Source organism: Thalassospira sp. (genome assembly GCF_030690045.1).
In the GTDB taxonomy this organism is placed as follows: domain Bacteria; phylum Pseudomonadota; class Alphaproteobacteria; order Rhodospirillales; family Thalassospiraceae; genus Thalassospira.
Map to the genome: position 1 here is coordinate 128,538 of NZ_JAUYHK010000014.1, position 17,270 is coordinate 145,807.

At 54.9% G+C, this 17,270-nt stretch carries 15 protein-coding genes and 1 other RNA gene; 11 read left to right on the forward strand and 5 right to left on the reverse strand.

The features are described 5' to 3' along the window. Positions 1-48 precede the first annotated feature (48 nt). Both Q8O73_RS11055 and Q8O73_RS11060 read left to right on the forward strand, forming a co-directional pair. Positions 49-603 (forward strand): cysteine hydrolase family protein, encoded by a 555-nt coding sequence (locus Q8O73_RS11055; RefSeq protein WP_305558216.1) that lies wholly within the window; start codon positions 49-51, stop codon positions 601-603. A gap of 55 nt (positions 604-658) precedes the next feature. Continuing rightward, entirely contained in the window at positions 659-1,279 is a 621-nt protein-coding gene (locus tag Q8O73_RS11060; RefSeq protein WP_305558217.1) for a pyridoxamine 5'-phosphate oxidase family protein, read from the forward strand. A gap of 32 nt (positions 1,280-1,311) precedes the next feature. Here Q8O73_RS11060 and rnpB read toward each other — a convergent pair. Continuing rightward, positions 1,312-1,711, reverse strand: an RNA gene (rnpB, locus tag Q8O73_RS11065) — RNase P RNA component class A. Between the two features lie 191 nt (positions 1,712-1,902). Here rnpB and Q8O73_RS11070 point away from each other — a divergent pair. After that, complete coding sequence (locus Q8O73_RS11070; protein ID WP_305558218.1) at positions 1,903-2,733, forward strand: hypothetical protein; 831 nt, start codon at positions 1,903-1,905, stop codon at positions 2,731-2,733. On the opposite strand, the gene Q8O73_RS11075 is transcribed toward Q8O73_RS11070, so the two are convergent. The 3 genes from Q8O73_RS11075 to Q8O73_RS11085 are packed head-to-tail and all read right to left on the reverse strand — an operon-like array spanning position 2,727 to position 6,174. Then, positions 2,727-3,413 (reverse strand): N-acetylmuramoyl-L-alanine amidase, encoded by a 687-nt coding sequence (locus tag Q8O73_RS11075; protein WP_305558219.1) that lies wholly within the window; start codon positions 3,411-3,413, stop codon positions 2,727-2,729. The genes Q8O73_RS11070 and Q8O73_RS11075 overlap by 7 nt on opposite strands. A 7-nt stretch (positions 3,414-3,420) precedes the next feature. Further along, complete coding sequence (locus tag Q8O73_RS11080) at positions 3,421-4,293, reverse strand: DMT family transporter (protein ID WP_305558220.1); 873 nt, start codon at positions 4,291-4,293, stop codon at positions 3,421-3,423. 54 nt (positions 4,294-4,347) lie between these two features. Beyond that, a complete protein-coding gene (locus tag Q8O73_RS11085) occupies positions 4,348-6,174 on the reverse strand; it encodes an ATP-binding cassette domain-containing protein (protein WP_305558221.1) in 1,827 nt (608 codons plus the stop codon). A gap of 260 nt (positions 6,175-6,434) precedes the next feature. Here Q8O73_RS11085 and Q8O73_RS11090 point away from each other — a divergent pair, with 260 nt between their 5' ends. Beyond that, positions 6,435-7,871: a PAS domain-containing methyl-accepting chemotaxis protein gene (locus Q8O73_RS11090; RefSeq protein ID WP_305558222.1), complete on the forward strand. Its 1,437-nt coding sequence runs from the start codon at positions 6,435-6,437 to the stop codon at positions 7,869-7,871. Positions 7,872-7,912: 41 nt separating this feature from the next. On the opposite strand, the gene Q8O73_RS11095 is transcribed toward Q8O73_RS11090, so the two are convergent. Next, the gene (locus Q8O73_RS11095) at positions 7,913-8,701 is read right to left on the reverse strand and encodes a TerB family tellurite resistance protein (RefSeq protein WP_305558223.1); all 789 of its coding nucleotides are present in this window, start codon (positions 8,699-8,701) and stop codon (positions 7,913-7,915) included. 255 nt (positions 8,702-8,956) lie between these two features. Between Q8O73_RS11095 and Q8O73_RS11100 the strand changes: the two genes are divergently transcribed. The 7 genes from Q8O73_RS11100 (at position 8,957) to Q8O73_RS11125 (ending at position 17,255) form a co-directional block, all read left to right on the forward strand. Continuing rightward, positions 8,957-9,466, forward strand: a complete 510-nt coding sequence (locus tag Q8O73_RS11100; RefSeq protein ID WP_305558224.1) for a winged helix DNA-binding protein — start codon at positions 8,957-8,959, stop codon at positions 9,464-9,466. Between the two features lie 245 nt (positions 9,467-9,711). Next, positions 9,712-10,686, forward strand: coding sequence for a TRAP transporter substrate-binding protein (locus Q8O73_RS11105; RefSeq protein WP_305558225.1), 975 nt, complete (start codon positions 9,712-9,714; stop codon positions 10,684-10,686). Between the two features lie 107 nt (positions 10,687-10,793). Further along, positions 10,794-11,312, forward strand: a complete 519-nt coding sequence (locus Q8O73_RS11110) for a TRAP transporter small permease (RefSeq protein ID WP_305558325.1) — start codon at positions 10,794-10,796, stop codon at positions 11,310-11,312. 9 nt (positions 11,313-11,321) lie between these two features. Continuing rightward, on the forward strand, positions 11,322-12,623 hold the full coding sequence (locus Q8O73_RS11115) for a TRAP transporter large permease (RefSeq protein ID WP_305558226.1): 1,302 nt from the start codon (positions 11,322-11,324) through the stop codon (positions 12,621-12,623). A gap of 79 nt (positions 12,624-12,702) precedes the next feature. Further along, positions 12,703-16,344 carry a hydantoinase B/oxoprolinase family protein gene (locus tag Q8O73_RS11120; protein ID WP_305558227.1) on the forward strand — a complete coding sequence of 1,214 codons (3,642 nt, stop codon included), beginning with the start codon at positions 12,703-12,705 and terminating at the stop codon, positions 16,342-16,344. Between the two features lie 164 nt (positions 16,345-16,508). Next, the gene (locus tag Q8O73_RS20150; RefSeq protein WP_371135076.1) at positions 16,509-16,736 is read left to right on the forward strand and encodes a DUF4160 domain-containing protein; all 228 of its coding nucleotides are present in this window, start codon (positions 16,509-16,511) and stop codon (positions 16,734-16,736) included. Between the two features lie 12 nt (positions 16,737-16,748). Then, the gene (locus Q8O73_RS11125; protein WP_305558228.1) at positions 16,749-17,255 is read left to right on the forward strand and encodes a DUF2442 domain-containing protein; all 507 of its coding nucleotides are present in this window, start codon (positions 16,749-16,751) and stop codon (positions 17,253-17,255) included. Positions 17,256-17,270: the final 15 nt, after the last annotated feature.

Below are 17,270 nucleotides of genomic sequence, written 5' to 3' on the forward strand. Positions count from 1 at the left end.
GCATTTGATAGTCTATCAGCGTGTTCATGCCCTTTGAAGGATACAAACATGCAGGTTCTTGTTCTGATCGACTGGCAAACCGGGTTTCGCGACCTTGATTATTGGGGCAATCGCAACAATCCCGATGCGCTTGAAAATGCCCGACGGTTATTGGTGGGCTGGCGGGGGTGGGGATGGCCGGTTATTCATGTGCGCCATGATTCCGAAACGCCGCAATCGCGCCTGCATCCCGATCATCCCGGCAACGGGTTTGAAGAACGCGTGATGCCGCAGGCGGGCGAGGCCGTCTATGCCAAAAACGTCAATTCGGCCTTTATCGGCACAACATTGGAGGCCGATTTGCGGATGCGGGGCATGACACGCCTTGTTCTGTGCGGGATTTCGACCGATCATTGCGTCAATACCACCACCCGGATGGCCGGGAATCTTGGTTTTGACGTCACACTGGCTGCTGATGCCTGTTATGCATTTGACCGCAAGGCACAGGATGGCACGGTCATTCCCGCGCAGACGGTCCATGATGTGCATCTCGCCAGCCTGAAAGGGGAATTTGCCAAAATTCGGAATGTGGATGATATCCTGATGGATATGCAATGCGATTGACTTGCAATCCGTGATGACGCAGTCTGCGCCCCGCAAACTTTGACGGAGGCTCCAAATGGCAAAAATCGATACAACTGAAAAATTACGCGCCATATACGGTTCGCCGCTTGAACTTGCGATCCGCAAGCAGCTTGATCATCTGGATGTGCATTGTCGCCATTTTGTTGCACTTGCCCCGTTTGCCGTCATTTCCTCGGCGGGGGTAAACGGGTCTGCCGATGTCAGCCCGCGCGGAGATGGGCCGGGTTTCGTCAGGGTTCTGGATGATAAAACGCTGCTGATTCCGGATCGCCCCGGGAATCGCCGCATTGATACGCTGTGCAATATTCTTGAAAATCCCGAAATCGGTTTGCTGTTTTTGGTGCCGGGGATCAATGAAACCCTGCGGGTGAATGGTCTTGCCGCCATTCACGATGACCCGGAACTGATTGATCAGTTTGCCGATACCGGCAAACTGCCACAGACCGTTTTGAAAATCACCGTGACCGAGGCCTTTATCCATTGCGCCAAATCGCTGATGCGGTCCCGGCTGTGGGACCCGGAAACCCGGATTGACCGCAAAACATTCCCGACACTGGGCCAGATCATCAAGGACCAACTCGCGGTGGGGGACGCCACCGAGACCCAAGAAGAAACCGACGCCTATTTCGCGCAATCGATTGCCGAACGCGGTTAAGGTACTTCTGCTTGCTGCCGTTGCGCTGAAAAAATACCAGATGGCCTGTAAGCCGGGTTCTGTCCCCGCGCCGAAGCGCGGTGTATGGCCATTCATCTGGGACGTTTGTCACCAAACGCCTCCTGCAACCAACCCGAATGACAGTGCGGAAACGCACCTGTCGTCAACGGCGAACCGTCCGACCGGCCATTCCTATTAGGTTTTGCTCCCGGTGGGGTTTACCATGCGTCCCGCGTTACCGAAGGACCGGTGCGCTCTTACCGCACCCTTTCACCCTTTCCGGATGGCTTGCGCGATCCGGTGGTTTGCTTTCTGTGGCACTTTCCCTGGGGTCGCCCCCGCCAGGCGTTATCTGGCACCGTGTTTCCGTGGAGCCCGGACTTTCCTCCCCCTTTCTGCAAGCAGATCAGGGGCGGCCATCCAGCCATCTGGTGAGCGCGGATGTACGCCAACAATCGGTCGCGGTCAAGAAAAAGCAGGGATTGCCGTGGGTTGGCAGCAGTCTATCCTTAAGTATGATGAATACGCATGAAAGCCCCGCTTTATGGTCTGTTGCATCCCCCTCAAAAGGATAGTATCTGCGGTTTCATGTTATTATAATTTGCACAGTTCCGGGATTTGGCATGCATCGTTTTGTAATCGCATTTTGTGCCTTGATGCTGATCGGTCTGACCTCCCTGCGGGTGCAGGGCGCGGAATTGCGTCTGTGTTATGATCGCTGGGCCCCTTATGCCTATGACGACGGGGCCGGGGCGACCGGGCTTGCGGTTGAATTGACGCAAATGGCCCTGAATGAAGCCGGGCATCATGCCGAATTTTTCCAGATGCCGCGTGCCCGGTGTTATTTCGGCATTCGCTATGGCATTTTTGATGGCATATTGCTGGATCATGGGGATGATTATGATGCCCTGAAATTGCTGGTCGCGGATCGTTCCGTGGTCAGCCGGGTGCTGGTCGCGCTGGTGCGAGAAGACTTTCGGCATGGGGCGTCACGGGCGATGGATATGTTCGCCGGGGCGAACTGGCTGAAAGTGGCCGGGCATGATTACCCCGTCAGCCTGACGGAAAATCAGGACATGATCCCGGTGGATGTTGCCGAAAATGCCCACGGGATTGAGATGTTACAAAAACGCCATGTCGATGTGGTGTTTCGCGATCTTGCCAGCCTGCATTTTGGCCGCGACCCGATGGTCAGTCCGGCGGGGATCCGAATTGTCATGCCTGCCATCTCGATTGACCAGCAGTTCCTGCGCCTGATACCGTCTTTGGGCGGTGTGATGACGGATTATAACCGGGCAATGGAAACCCTGTCGCAGACCGGGATGATTGACCGGATCTATTACAAACATCTGGGTTTCAGTCAGATCGGTTTTCAACGCTATATCAGTCGCAGTTCGACGCCGGTGACATCTGCCCTGATGGAAAAAATCCATCCGGCAACCAAGGCCTATTGATCGCGGGCAGCAAGAAGGCCTGCCAGAATATCGGCGCAGGCCTGATCGGCTTTGCCATCAATATTTGATGGCCGCCAGTGGCGCTGAAATGCCACCCGGTTTTTATCACTCTGTGCCGGACCATATCCCAGACGGATCAACATCGCATCGATATCGGCGATATTGCCCGCGCCATGCGGCGTGTCTTGCCGTGCGGGCCAAAGTCCGATGCCGTGTTGCGCCAGTTGCGCCCACGGAAACAATTCGCCGGGGTCTTCCTTGCGGTCGGGTGCCATATCGGAATGGGCGATGATCCGGTCCGAGGGGATTGCACGGCGCGATAAAATATCGCGGCACAAATTGATCACGGCGCTGGTCTGGATATCAGGAAACGGGCGATAACCAAATTCATGACCGGGATTGACGATTTCAATGCCGATGGATCGGGAATTGACATCCTCGCACCCCTGCCAGATACCGCGCCCGGCATGCCATGCGCGCATGTCTTCATCCACCAGTTTGAAAACCCGTCCGTCTTCCTCGACCAGATAATGGCAGGACACCATGGATTGCGGGTCGCACAGCCGGTCAAGGGCGGCCTGACCGGTTCGCATGCCGGTATAATGCAACACCAGAATATCAATTTCCGCCCCATCGGGACGCGGCCCGAAATTGGGGGATGGATGGTTGATCAGGTGCATGACGGGATCACCCCATTCCCTGTTCCCGGCGTTGTGGCGGCTTGCGCAGGATAATCACGGCCACCCCGGCCAGAACCGTTGCCCCGCCAATAATTTTCATCAACCCCATCGGTTCGTCAAAAATCAGGAACGATCCGGTGACGCTGATCACCGGGGCCAGCAACGACCACGGCACCACCTGATTGACATCATGGGTTTTCAACAAATGATACCAGAAACCATAAGCGACGATGGAGGACATGATAACGGTAAAGCTTAGATTGGCCCACGCCATCCAACTGGCATTCAGCACGGCCTGGGTCGCACCGGGTTCCATGATCAGCGACAGGATCAGCAATTGCGGGGCTGCCATCAGACCGATCCAGCCATTGAGTTGAAAGGTGTCGATCTGACCCAGTTTCTTGATCATCACATTGGCAACCGCCCACATCAGGGCGGCAAACACCACCAGCAATAACGGCAATTTCAATTCCGCCATTGCCGGATCCCAGAACATCAGGGTCACCCCGATAAAGGCCAGCGCCATGCCCGACAGACGTTTCCAGCCCAGCCGGTCATTGAAGAAATAGGTCGCCAGCATTGATGAAAACGGCACCCCCAGCAGGACAATAATCGCCACCGGCCCGGCATCCAGCAAAGCCAGCGCGACAAACAACACCCCGAAATGACAGGTGCCAAACACCACCGATAAAATCGCCAGCCGCCCAAGGCGGCCCGACGGTAACCGGGTAAACGGCACCAGCAACAGGGCCACCGCCCCAAACCGGATCGCGGTCAGCATCAAAGGCGGAATTTCGGCCACCGCGCCTTTGACCGTCAGCATATTGATGCCCCAGATCACGGCAACGGCAAGCGACATCAGGATAGCGTTAAGAGGCATGCCCGTTTCTCCGGCACAAAGGGGTATTCTGTCAGAATATCTGGAATGAGTATTTTAACCCAGCCCAAGTTCTTCGCGCAGCATTTCCAGTTCCAGCCAGCGTTCCTCGCAGCTTTCCAGATCGTGGCGTGCCGCAATCAGGCGGTCGGCCTTTTTCTGGAAGGATGCCGGATCGGTGGTAAACAGGCTGCCATCGGACAGGGCGGCTTCGATATCGGCGATTTCGGCCTCAAGCCCGGCGATTTTGCCCGGCAGCACGTCATATTCGCGCTGGTCCTTATAGCTCATCTTGCCGCTGCTTTTGGCTTTGGCGCTGTTTTCCGCTGCATTCTTGGCGACATTCTTGCCGGTTGGGGCCGGTTTGGCGCGGCTGAATTCGATGGCATTTTCCTTGCGTTGTGCCAGATAATCGGAATAACCGCCGGGATATTCTACCGCACTGCCATCGCCTTCCATGACGATGGAGGATGTTACCACCCGGTCCAGAAAATCGCGATCATGGCTGACCAGAAGCAGGGTGCCTTCATAATCCGACAGCATTTCCTGCAACAGATCCAGCGTATCCATATCCAGATCGTTGGTCGGTTCGTCCATGATCAGAAGGTTGGTCGGCTTGGCCAGTTGTTTGGCCAGCAACAACCGGTTACGTTCGCCGCCCGAAAGTGCGCCCACCGGGCTGCGGGCCTGTTTTTCATCAAACAGGAAATCGCGCAGATAACTGACGACATGGCGCGGATTGCCGCGCACCATCACCTGATCGCCGCCAACATCGCACAGGGTATCCCACAAGGTCACACTGTCATCCAGGGCCACCCGCTTCTGATCGAAATAGCTGGGCGTCAGATTGGTGCCGATTTTGACCGTGCCGCTATCGGGTGCAATCTGCCCCGTCAGCAATTTCAACAGGGTTGTTTTGCCCGCGCCATTCGGACCAATCACGCCAACCTTGTCGCCGCGCAGAATGCGGGTGGAAAAACCGTCCAGAATAACGGTATCGCCCCATGATTTGGCAATGTCGGTGGCTTCGATCACCACCTTGCCCGATGTGCTGCCCGTATCGGCGGCAAGGGATACATTGCCCTGACGGGCGGTTTGTTCAGACCGGGTTTCGCGCATGTCATACAGGCGGCGCAGGCGACCCTGATTGCGTTTGCGCCGGGCTGAAATGCCTTGTACCGACCATACTGTTTCCTGGGCGATCAGTTTATCGAGCTTGGCCCGTTCTTCGGATTCCTTGCGATAAACTTCTTCTGACCAGTCTTCAAATTTGCTGAAATTCTGGTCGGTGCGGCGCATCACGCCACGATCCAGCCACAAGATGCCGTTGGAAACCGCGTTCAAAAATGCCCGGTCATGTGAAATCACGACAATAGCGCCGCGAAAACTTTTGATCGCGCCTTCAAGCCATTCAATCGTGGGCAAATCCAGATGGTTGGTCGGCTCGTCCAGCAACAAAATCTGCGGATCGGCAATCAGGGCGCGGGCAATTGCCGCCCGGCGGCCTTCCCCGCCCGAGAGGGTGGTCGGGTCGGTCGTCGGGTCCAGTTTGACTTCATCCAGCAGAATGGCAGCGCGATAGGCATAATCTTCTTCATGATCATCAAGGGCCGAAAGCACATATTCCTCAACCGTCGCATAACCCGACAATTTCGGGTCCTGCGGCAGATAGGCAACCTTGCAGCCCGGCTGGACAAAACGTTCGCCGCCATCGGCTTCGATTTCACCGGCAATGATTTTCAGCAGGGTTGATTTGCCACTGCCATTGCGACCGACCAGACACAGCCGGTCCCGTTCGCCAATGGCAAACGAAACGTCGGAAAACAGATCGTTGCCGCCAAATGTCAGGCGGATGTCATTGATGTTCAAAAGAGGCGGAGCCATGAAAAACCTGAATAACCGGTGAAAAGCAAATGCGCGTGGGCATCTGAAACCGCAAATCACGATTCCATGCAAGGGAAATCATGCGCCCCGGTGCGGTGGAGCATGTTCCGGTGGTTGATTGATACTCCCCAAACGGGGATATTTTCCCACAGAATTAGAATATATACCTAAGGATAGTTATTGTTTCTTTAGGTGTGGGGTTTGTGATGGATTTTTTTGGTAAAAAAGCTACCGGAACGACCATTGATGGAGAGCAGGTTATGAAAGCTCTTGATTTATCAATGGGAATCATCCGGTTTACGCTGGACGGTACAATTCTGAGCGCAAACGGTAATTTTTGCAGTTTGATGGGATACAGTGCAGATGAAATCGTTGGCAAACATCACAGCATGTTTGTCGAGCCGAATTATCGTGACAGTCTGGAATATGCCGCCTTCTGGGAAAAACTGAACCGTGGAAATTATGTGGCGGCCCAGTTCAAACGCCTGGCAAAGAGTGGAGGGGCCGTTTGGATTGAGGCATCCTATAACCCGGTGTTTGACCGCAAGGGGCGGATTGTCGAGGTGATCAAATTCGCCAGCGATATTACAGCCTCGCGAATGCGACAAGCCGAACTGGAAGGCATTTCCGACGCAATTTCCAAATCACAGGCTGTCATCGAATTTGAAATGGACGGCACGATTCTGAAGGCAAATGAGAATTTTCTGAGTGTAATGGGATATCGTGCAGATGAAATCGTCGGCAAACACCACAGCATGTTTGTCGAGGAAGGCTATGGCAACAGTCCGGAATACAGAAATTTCTGGAAAGAACTGAACGCAGGTAAATTTCAGGCAGCCCAGTTCAAGCGTATCGGCAAAAATGGCAAGATTGTCTGGATCGAAGCATCGTATAATCCGATCCTTGACCCGAATGGCAAGCCGGTGAAAGTGACAAAATTCGCCACTGACATTACAGATCAGATCAATTTGCTGGTCGAACTTAAATCGATGATTGACAATAATTTCACCGAAATTGATGCCTCGATTGAACAACTGGGTGGTTCGGCCGGATTGGCTTTTTCGGCGTCCAGTGAAACGGCGGTCAATGTGCAGACTGTTGCCGCCGGTGCAGAACAATTATCGGCATCGATTGCAGAAATTTCCCGGAATATGTCGCAATCACGGACCGCGACGGAACAAATGTTTGATCAGGCTGTTTCCGCAGACTCATCAACACAGCGCATGGCTGAAGTCGTTTCTGCGATGGGCGGGATTGTCGAGGTGATCCGAAATATTGCCGGTCAGATTAACCTTCTTGCTTTGAATGCCACAATTGAATCTGCCCGTGCGGGCGAGGCGGGCAAGGGTTTTGCCGTGGTCGCCAATGAAGTGAAAAATCTGGCCAATCAGTCGGCCCGTGCGACAGAACAAATTGCGTTGGAAATCAATGGCATCCAGAACATCACAACCGAAGTGGTTGCTTCGCTGAAGTCGATCCGCAATTCGGTTGAAACGGTGCGCGATAATGTCACGATGATCTCGGCAGCCGTCGAAGAACAAAGTGCCGTTACCGAGGATGTATCTGGCAATATGCAGAATATGTCAGAAGCCGTAGATGGCTTTTCACGCAATATCGAAAACATCAAGCTGACTGCTGAACTTGTTGCCGGGGCGGTGTTCCGGACAAGGGAAGCCGCACAAATTCTGGCTCGATAGGTTGTGCCTGAATGCTGTTGTCGTGTGGGGCAGAAAGCGGATCAACGCATATTGCGCTCCTTGCTGATCTGATCCCATGCGGCATTGATGCGGGCCATTTTCTCGGTGGCAAGGGTGACAAATTCTTCGGGCATGCCCTTGGCGATCAGGGTGTCGGGGTGGTTTTCGCGGATCAGTTTGCGGTAGGCGGCCTTAAGGTCGTCATTGCTGGCATCGCGCGGCATGCCGATCTGACCATAAGGGTCGCAATCCTGCGGATGGATATTGCCCTGATGAACCCGGTCAAACTCGATATCGGCAAAGCCGAAAATGCGCGCAATATTGCGTAAATAGGCTTGTTCGGCGGGATGCAACGCGCCATCGGCCAGTGCAATCTGAAACAGGGCCTCAAGGATATCCTCCAGCATGGCGCGTTCCCCGGCAAACAGGACGGCCAGTTGCCTTGCATAGGGTTCGTAACCATCGGCCGATGTACGGGCCTGATCAAAAATACGACCGACTTCGGGCATTTCGTGGGGCTGAACGTTAAAGGCGCGTTTGAAGGCATTGATTTCATCGCGGGTGACATGACCATCAACCTTGGCCATTTTCGCCGCCAGCACAATGACACCGGTGGCAAAGGCGACCTGACGCGGATCGGCATCACCGGTTCCTCCGCCGCCATTTCCCCACGGCCCCTTATAGGATCCGCCCTGTCTGGCGGACTCAAGGCTGCCTTTGGCATGCAGGCGATCCACAACATGTCCCGCCGCCGTTCCCAGAAGGGCACCTAACGGCCCGCCTAATGCGAAACCGGCCGTACCGCCAATGATTTTGCCCCAGATGCTCATGCCGGTTTCCTGTCGTCCTGTCTGTGCGATGTCGTTTCATGATGATGTACACCGGGAGCCGGGCGCGGTCAAAGCCCGGAATGCCGGGAAGCCGGGCCTTCGAGATTGATATCGTTAGTTTGATAACGATTTGTCGTCAATAATGGGTCTTTTATCCCTTGTTTGTTGGATGTTTTGTAAAGTAAAATCCCGATAATATGTTTTCAAGGTCCGAAGGACATAAATTTCGGGCAGACATTTGGGGTATGGAACGTCATGGCTGATAAACCGCGCATTGTGTCTTCGTCGCATCTGGTGTCCGAACGGGCGGTGGAATTGTCGGAACTGGAATTTGCCCTGATTCTGTCGGGCAATGCCTTTAACCGCTGGGTTGTGCGCTGTATGCGGGCGGCGGGGATGCCCGATTTGTCGGTGCTTGATATTCTGGTGCTGCATAATGTCAATTCCCGCGAACGCGAAAAAAGCCTGTCGGAAGTCTGTTTCGTTTTGAATGTCGAAGACAGCCATCTGGTCAATTATGCCCTGAAAAAACTGCGCAAGATCGGGCTGGTTGACGGGGTCAAACGCGCCAAGGAAGTGCATTATGGCACCACCAAAGAAGGCCGCGAAATGTGTGAGAAATACCGCGAAGTTCGCGAGGCCTGCCTGATTGAAACCTTTCAGCGGCTGGGCATCAACCATGCCGAGGTTGGCGATGTCGCCAAAACCCTGCGTGCCCTGTCGGGGGTTTACGATCAGGCATCGCGGGCTGCCAGTGCGATGTGATCCGATTCTGTTTTTTCGACGTCAAAAGCCGCAAGCAGTTTCCGCTGCTTACGGCTTTTCCTATTCTGGCAGAAAAGTAAATATTGTTTCTGATCAATTGCTTGGGTGGTTTAGAGGGCGCAATGTGAGCATAAGTTGCCCGCTTTACGCATATCTGCCATGAAATAACATTGACAAATTACCGATAAAATGTGACCGTTTTGTGGGAAGGCTACCACGCAACATAAAAACGGGAGACATCAAAAATGTTTAAAAAAGCGCTTTCGACCGCCGCCATTGCGGCATTTACCCTTTCGACAAGTGCGGCATTTGCCGCCGATAAATGGGATATGGCGACTCCGTATCCCGACGCGACATTCCACACCCAGAACATCATCGAATTTGCCAAGGACGTTAAAGAAGCCACCAATGGCGATCTTGAAATCACTGTGCATTCGGGCGGGTCGCTGTTCAAGCATCCGGACATCAAACGGTCGGTGCAGCGCGGTCTGGTTCCGGCCGGTGAAACCCTGATTTCGTTACTGGCAAACGAAGATCCGATCTATAATCTTGATGCCATTCCGTTCCTTGCCACCAGCTATGATCAGGCACAGAAATTATGGCAGGTCTCGCGCCCGACGATCGAGGCCAAACTGGCCGCCGAAGGCCTGAAGGTTCTGTATGCCGTCGCATGGCCATCCCAGGGGCTTTACACCAGCAAGGAAGTCAATTCGGTTACCGATTTGTCGGGTATCCGGTTTCGCGCCTATAACAGCGCGACCTCCAAGCTGGCCGATCTGACCGGTATGGTTTCGACCCAGGTTGAAGTGCCCGAAATCCCGACCGCCTTTGCCACCGGTATTGTCGAGGCGATGATGACATCGCCCTCTACCGGTGCCAATTCCAAGGCATGGGATTTTGTCAGCAATTTCTATGACGTGCAGGCATGGCTTCCGAAAAACATGGTGATCGTCAATGCGAAGGCATTTGACGCCCTGTCGGCAGAAACCCAGCAGGCGGTTCTGGATGCCGCAGCCCGTGCCGAAACCCGTGGCTGGGAAATGAGCGTTGCCGAAACCGACGCCCAGAAAAAAGTTCTGGCCGATAACGGCATGACAGTTGCCGCACCCAGCGCTGATCTGAAAGACGGTCTGTCAAAGGTAGGTGAAACCATGGTCACCGACTGGCTTGCCGAAGCCGGTGCCGAAGGCCAGGCGATTGTTGACGCCTTCCGTCAGTAATTTTGCACATACGGCGTTTTCGGGCCCGGATGATTTTCCGGGCCCGAAAAACCGCAACTTCGATAATACTGTTCCGGGGCCCATGGGCGATGGCGGAACGGAAGGGGATGGTTGTGCGTAAAATACTGGATGTTTTGTTCAGAATAAGCGGCGGTCTGGCAGCAGTTTTTCTGGTGATGATTGCCTTGTTGATTTTGGCGCAATCCATCGGGCGGCTGGTCGGCATTGCCGTGCATGATGCCAATGAAATGGCCGGGTTTTGCCTTGCTGCGGCGACGTTTCTGGCACTGGGGTCATCCTTGCGGGCCGGATCGCATATCCGGGTGTTGCTGGTGATTTCGCATTTGCAAGGGACCATGCGCCGGGTGCTGGAGCTTTTCTCCCTGCTGCTGGCGACGTTTCTGGCGGGATATTTCACCTACTGGATTGCCGATCTGGCGCATGAAAGCTGGTCTTATGGTGATACGTCGCCCGGTGTTCTGGCCTTTCCGTTATGGATACCGCAGGCCGCGATGGTCTTTGGGCTGGTGATGCTGACCGTGGCGCTGATTGAGGCCCTGTTTGACATGGTGCGCGGGCGCAATCCTTTATATGCCGAACGCGAAACCCGCGATCTGACGGAATAGGAAACGATCATGGATGTTCTTCAAATTGGCGTCGTCCTGATGGCTCTGTTGTTCCTGTTCCTTGGGGCAGGGGTATGGGTGGCGCTGTCTCTGTTTGCCGTCGGGGTGATCGGACTTGAATTTTTTACCAATGCGCAAACTGGCCCAATCATCGCGACCACCGCATGGGCGGGGATTGCAAGCTGGTCATTGGCCCCGTTGCCGTTGTTTATCTGGATGGGGGAAATCCTGTTTCGGTCCCGTCTGTCCGAAGACATGTTTACCGGCCTGACGCCGTGGCTGAACAAATTGCCGGGCCGCCTGTTGCACGTCAATATTCTGGGTTGCGGCATTTTTGCTGCCGTATCCGGGTCGTCGGCGGCAACTGCGGCCACCATTGGCCGCATGTCGATCCCAGAATTGCGCAAGCAGGGTTATGCCGACAATATGATCCTTGGCACCCTTGCCGGGTCAGGTACGCTGGGCCTTTTGATCCCGCCATCGATCATCCTGATTGTCTATGGCGTGTCGGCGGAATTGTCGATTGCGCGGTTGTTTGTCGCCGGTGTCCTGCCCGGTGTGATGCTGATTTCCCTGTTTATGGGCTTTGTCATTATCTGGGCGTTGATCAACAAACACAAAATGCCTGCGGCGGCGGAAACATTGCCGTTCATGGCAAAAATCCGGGCTTCGGGCCGGTTGATTCCGGTGGTATTGCTGATTGTCGCCGTCATCGGATCGATTTATGGCGGCATCGCCACCCCGACCGAGGCTGCCGCCTTTGGCGTGGTCGGGGCCCTGTTGCTGTCGGCTGGCAGCGGCACCCTGAACTGGCAAAGTTTTGTTGACGGTGTTTTGGGCGCGACCCGCACATCCTGCATGATCTGCTTTATTCTGGTCGGGGCGGCGGTTTTGACCGTGGCGATGGGCTTTACCGGCATTCCGCGTGGTCTGGCGGCCTGGATCGCCGAGATGAATTTGTCGCCCTATGCGCTTTTGGCCGCTTTGACAGTATTCTTCATCATTCTGGGTTGTTTTCTGGACGGGATTTCGGTGGTGGTGCTGACCACCTCGATCATTCTGCCGATGGTGCAGGCCGCCGGGATCGATCTTTTGTGGTTTGGCATCTATGTCGTTCTGGTGGTTGAGATGTCGCAAATCACCCCGCCGGTCGGCTTCAACCTTTTTGTCCTGCAAGGATTGACGGGGAAAAACCTGTTTTCCATTGCCTGGGCGTCCTTGCCGTTTTTCTTCCTGCTGCTGCTGGCGGTGCTGATGATTACGGTGTTTCCCGATATCGCGACATGGTTACCGGCCCAAATGGGCAGATAACCTGATCCGGGCCCGTCATGGGTCATCTGGACTGATCACGATTTTATTCTGAATTCCGATGCTCAAGGAGTTAGGCGTCATGGCCTCGTTTGACCAAAAACCGACCCGATCAACACCCGCATCCTCTGGTAAATGGCAGTTCTGGGTGGACCGTGGCGGCACGTTTACCGACATTGTGGCGCGGTCGCCCGAAGGCGAACTGATCACCCACAAATTACTGTCGGAAAACCCGGAACGTTATAACGACGCCGCCATTCAGGGCATTCGCGAATTGTTGAATGTGCCCGATGGCGCGGCCATCCCGGCCGATAAAATCGAAGCCGTTAAAATGGGCACCACCGTTGCCACCAATGCCTTGCTGGAACGCAAGGGCGACCGCACGGTTCTGGTAACGACCACCGGTTTCCGCGATGCGTTGCGCATTGCCTATCAGAACCGGCCGCGCCTGTTTGACCGCAATATCAAATTGCCGGAATTGCTCTATGAACGGGTGATCGAGGCATCCGAACGCTTTAACGCCCAGGGCGAGGAACTGACACCGCTGGATCAGGCAGCACTGCGCGCCGATCTGCAATCAGCCTATGATGATGGTATCCGGTCCTGTGCGATCGTTTTCATGCATGGTTATCGTTACACCGCCCATGAAAATGCCGCCGCCGCCATCGCACGCGAAACCGGCTTTACCCAGATTTCAGTCAGCCACGCCGTCAGCCCGTTGATGAAACTGGTATCACGCGGCGATACCACGGTGGTCGATGCCTATTTGTCGCCGATCCTGCGCCGTTATGTCGATCAGGTCGCATCGCAACTGGGCGGTGTGAAACTGATGTTCATGCAGTCCAATGGCGGCCTGACCGACGCCAACAAGTTTCAGGGCAAGGATGCCATCCTGTCGGGTCCGGCGGGCGGTGTTGTCGGCATGGTGCGCACGGCTGAAATGGATGGTTTTGGCAAGATCATCGGGTTTGATATGGGGGGTACATCGACCGACGTTTCGCATTATGACGGCGAATATGAACGCGATTTTGAAACCCAGGTTGCCGGGGTGCGGATGCGTGCCCCGATGATGAAAATCCATACTGTGGCCGCAGGTGGCGGATCGATCCTGCATTTTGACGGGGCGCGGTTCCGCGTCGGCCCGGACAGTGCCGGGGCCAATCCGGGACCGGCGGCCTATCGTCGGGGCGGTCCGTTGGCGGTAACCGATATCAATGTCATGCTGGGCAAGGTACAGCCGGAATTCTTCCCGCATGTTTTCGGCCCCGATGGCAACGAACCCCTTGATGCCGATGCGGTCAAAAAGGGTTTTGCCGAGATGGCGGCAAAGATCAAAACCGCGACCGGCAATGATATGAGCGCCGAAGAAGTTGCCGAAGGATTTTTGCGCATCGCAGTTGAAAACATGGCCAATGCGATCAAACAGATTTCGGTTCAGCGCGGTTATGACGTGACCGATTATGTCTTGCAGTGTTTTGGCGGGGCGGGCGGGCAACATGCCTGTCAGGTGGCCGATACGCTGGGCATGACGCGGGTGTTTGTGCATCCGTTTGCGGGTGTTTTGTCGGCCTATGGCATGGGCCTTGCCGATATTCGCGCCATGCGCGAACGCGCAGTTGAAAGCCGCCTTGAAGAAGATGGCCTTGCCGGTCTGGATGAAAAACTGGACGAACTCGCGGCCGAAGCCCGCCTTGAATTGCGTGAACAGGGAATTTTCGAGGATAAAACCACCATCCTCAAAAAACTGCATCTGCGCTATGAAGGGACCGACACCGCCCTGATCATTGATTTTGGCAAAAAAGCCGATATCGAAGACGCCTTTGCCACCCAGTACAAGCAGCGTTACGGCTTTACCATGCCGGAAAAACCGCTGGTGGTTGAGGCCGTCGCGGTCGAGGCGATTGGCGCAACCGAAAGCCCGGCCGATGGCGGGGCCGAGGCCGAAGGAACCAATATCGTCACAAATCCGCTGGCGACCTGCAAGGTGGTGTTCGACGGCAAACCGTCCGACACGCCGTTTTACAAACGCGAAGACATGGCACCGGGGGCGACCGTGCGCGGTCCGGCGGTGATTGTCGAGGCGGTGGGGACAACCGTGGTTGATCCGGGCTGGGAAGCACGGATGAATGGCCGTCATCATCTGGTCTTGACCCGTGTCGTGCCGATGAAACGCATGGAAGCAATTGGTACGGCGGCTGACCCGGTGATGCTCGAAGTCTTCAACAATCTGTTCATGAATATTGCCGAACAGATGGGCGTCACACTCGCCAATACCTCCTATTCGGTCAATATCAAGGAACGGCTTGATTTCTCCTGTGCGTTGTTTGATCAGGAAGGCCTTCTGATCGCCAATGCACCGCATATGCCCGTGCATCTGGGATCGATGGGGGAATCGGTTCAGGCGGTGATGCGCAAGAATGCCGGCAAGATGAAATCCGGCGATGTCTATATGCTGAACGATCCCTATAATGGCGGCACACATTTGCCCGACATCACCCTGATCACCCCGGTGTTTGGCGGCGATGGCAAGGATATTTTGTTCTATGTCGCCTCGCGCGGCCATCATGCCGATGTTGGCGGGATTACGCCCGGTTCGATGGCACCCAATTCCCGCGTGTTGGATGAAGAAGGCGTTCTGATCGACAATTTCAAACTGGTTGATCAGGGCAAATTCGACGAGGCGGGCCTGACCGCATTGCTGGAAGGGGCGACATACCCGGCCCGCAACCCGTATCAGAACATCGCCGATCTGCGGGCACAGATTGCGGCCAATGAAAAGGGCGTGCAGGAACTGCGCAAGATGGTTGATCATTTCGGGCTGGATGTTGTCCATGCCTATATGGGGCATGTGCAGGACAATGCCGAAGAAAGTGTGCGCCGGGTGATTGAAGGCCTGAAAGACGGGGCCTTTGAATATGAAATGGATAATGGCGCGGTGGTGAAGGTCAAAGTAACCATTGATCGGCCCAACCGCTCAGCCACCGTTGATTTCACCGGGACTTCAGCCCAATTGGACAATAATTTCAACGCACCTTCGGCGGTGACACGCGCAGCGGTGCTGTATGTCTTCCGGACTTTGGTCGATGATGACATTCCGCTGAATGCCGGGTGTCTGAAACCGGTCAATCTGATTGTGCCCGAAGGTTCGATGCTTAATCCGGTTTATCCGGCAGCCGTGGTGGCGGGCAATGTTGAAACCAGCATGCATGTCACCGATACGCTCTATGCCGCCCTTGGCGTGATGTCGGGTTCGCAGGGCACGATGAACAATTTCACCTGGGGCAATGATACGCACCAGTATTATGAAACCATCTGTGGTGGCACCGGGGCCGGGCCGGATTATGACGGGACCAGTGCGGTGCATTCGCATATGACCAATTCCCGCCTGACCGATCCCGAAGTGCTGGAATGGCGCTTCCCGGTCCTGCTCGAAAGCTTTGGCATTCGCGAAGGCTCAGGCGGCAATGGCAAATTCCGGGGTGGCAACGGCACGTTGCGCCGGGTGCGCTTCCTTGAAAAAATGACCGCATCCATCCTGTCAAACCACCGCCGGGTGCCGGTTCAGGCCGTGGCGGGGGGTGAGCCGGGCCAGTTGGGCCGCAATGCGGTGGAGCGCGCCAATGGCACGCTTGAAATTCTGCAAGGTACGGATGGTACGGAAATGTATCCCGGCGATGTCTTCATCATCGAAACGCCGGGCGGCGGGGGCTATGGCAAGGCTTAGCCTTGCCCGACCCGGGACCCGTACGTTACCCAACAGGAAGCTCCCTGTTAAACTTGACTCGCCCGGGAAACCGGGCGGGTTTTTCATTGGTAGATTTAATGTGGATATTTTCTTCTTTGGGGCCAAAGATTGGCCTATATTGAAATATCAAACATGGGGGTGAAATGCCGACAATCAAGGATTTCGGCGGGTTTCGGATTTACATGTATTTTGGGGGTCACAATCCACCTCATATCCATGTGATTGGCCCGGATTTCAGTGCAAAGATGCGGATTGGGGATGCTGGTGTTTTCGCGGGAACCTTGCCGGGGAAAGTGGAGAAACAGGCGTCGGCATATGTTCTGGTACATGCCGCAGAATTGGATGACCTTTGGAACAAGTATAATGGCTGAACGGATATGGATATGAAGCGTCTCGCAAGAGTCTCGACATCGGATAAGCCCTTTACCCTGATCCTGAAATGGGAAGATGGTGCAGAGCAGGTTGCCGATTTGTCCGGGTTGATTTCGCTATCCCGCCATTTTGCCGTTTTTGCCGATGACCCGGATGCCTTTGCAAGGGTGCGTGTCATCAATTGGGGGCACGGCCTTGAATGGGAAAACGGCCTTGATTACAGTACTGAAAACCTTTCGCGGATCGCCGATGAACAGGCAGAAGAAGATGGTCGTGCGCTTATTGAGGATTTTCAAAACTGTTTCAAGTTGACCAATGAACAGGTCGGATTGGCTTTGGGGTACAAAGTCAGCCAAATCAAAAACTTCAAGGCAGGTGTTTCACCTGTTAATCCGGCAGTGCGTATTGCCATTCATACCATGAAACAGGAACCGACGGTGCTTTATGCCCGTATGAGACGCGATTCTGAAACAGGGCATTTCCAAAAGCCGGTTCCCAAAACGATTGCCGGATCGTGACGTGCAAGCGGCTTT